The sequence below is a fragment of the Streptomyces sp. NPDC000941 genome (genome assembly GCF_053599555.1).
The window spans coordinates 1-1,809 of record NZ_JBSFMM010000523.1; the positions used below are offsets into that span (position 1 = coordinate 1).

Annotated in this window: 1 protein-coding gene; it reads left to right on the plus strand. The window is 73.1% G+C overall.

Annotated features, from left to right (window positions below):
• Positions 1–1,809: heavy metal translocating P-type ATPase (locus ACWDSL_RS53250; protein ID WP_450496968.1), on the plus strand; the 1,809-nt coding region annotated here is incomplete at both ends.

Consider the following 1,809-nt stretch of genomic DNA (forward strand, 5'->3'; position numbering starts at 1 on the left):
GCGCCTCGTGCGCGGCCCGGATCGAGAAGAAGCTCAACCGCATGGACGGGGTCGAGGCCACCGTCAACTACGCCACCGAGAAGGCGAAGGTCTCCTTCCGGGACGACATCGCCGTCGAGGATCTGATCGCCACCGTCGAGGCCACCGGCTACACCGCGCGGGAACCCGAGCGCGGCCCCGTGCGCACCGGTTCGGCGCCCGGCGAGGACACGGATGAGGCTTCGCTCGATGAACTGCGGCCGCTGCGTGAGCGGTTGACCACCGCGGTCGTGCTCGCCGTCCCTGTGATCGCGATGGCGATGGCCCCGGCCCTCCAGTTCGACTACTGGCAGTGGCTGTCCCTGACGCTGGCGGCCCCCGTGGTGACCTACGCCGCCTGGCCCTTCCACAAGGCGGCCTGGACCAACGCCCGGCACGGCGCCGCCACCATGGACACCCTGATATCCGTCGGCACGGCCGCGGCGTTCCTGTGGTCGGTGTGGGCCCTGTTCTTCGGCACGGCCGGTACGCCCGGTATGACCCACCCTTTCGAGCTCACCATCGCCCGCTCCGACGGGGCCGGGAACATCTATCTGGAGGCCGCGGCCGGCGTCACCGCCTTCATCCTGGCCGGACGCTACTTCGAGGCGCGGTCGAAGCGTAAGGCGGGCGCGGCGCTCAAGGCGCTCATGGAGCTGGGGGCCAAGGAGGTCACCGTTCTACGCGGCGGCCGCGAAGAGCTCATCCCGGTCGGCGAGCTCAGGGCCGGCGACCGGTTCCTGGTCCGGCCCGGGGAGAAGATCGCCACCGACGGTACGGTCGTCGAGGGCTCGTCCGCGGTCGACGCCTCCATGCTCACCGGGGAGTCGGTCCCCGTCGAGGTCGGCGAGGGCGACAGCGTCACCGGCGCCACGCTCAACGCCGGAGGCCGCCTGGTCGTCGAGGCCACCCGGGTCGGCGCCGACACCCAGCTCGCCCGTATGGCCAAGCTGGTGGAGGACGCGCAGAACGGCAAGGCCGCCGCCCAGCGGCTCGCCGACAAGATCTCCGCCGTCTTCGTCCCGGTCGTCATCGCGCTCGCGCTCGGCACCCTGGGCTTCTGGCTCGGCAACGGCGCGGGGCTGACCGCCGCGTTCACCGCCGCCGTCGCCGTCCTCATCATCGCCTGCCCCTGCGCCCTGGGCCTGGCCACCCCGACCGCGCTCATGGTCGGCACCGGCCGCGGCGCCCAGCTGGGCATCCTGATCAAGGGTCCCGAGGTCCTGGAGACCACGCGCAAGGTCGACACCATCGTCCTGGACAAGACCGGCACCGTCACCACCGGCCGGATGACCCTGCTCGCCGTGCACACCGCGACGGGCACGAGCGACACCGACGCCCTGCGGCTCGCGGGCGCCCTGGAACACTCCTCGGAGCACCCCATCGCCCAGGCCGTCGCCGCCGGCGCAAGCGCCCGGGTGGGCGCCCTGCCCACCCCCGAGGATTTCGCCAACGTCCCCGGCCTCGGCGTCCAGGGCGTCGTCGAGGGGCACGCGGTCCTGGTCGGCCGCGAGAAGCTGCTGGCCGAATGGGCCATCTCCCTGCCCGCCGAGCTGGAGCGCGCCAAGGCCGCGGCCGAGGCGACCGGGCGTACGGCCATCGCGGTCGCCTGGGACGGCGAGGCCCGCGCGGTCCTGGAGGTGGCGGACGCCGTCAAGGACACCAGCCCGGAAGCGATCAGGCGGCTGCGCGCCCTCGGTCTCACCCCCTTCCTGCTGACCGGCGACAACGCGACCGTCGCCGAGGCGGTCGCCGCGGAGGTGGGCATCGCGCCCGAGCAGGTGATCGCCG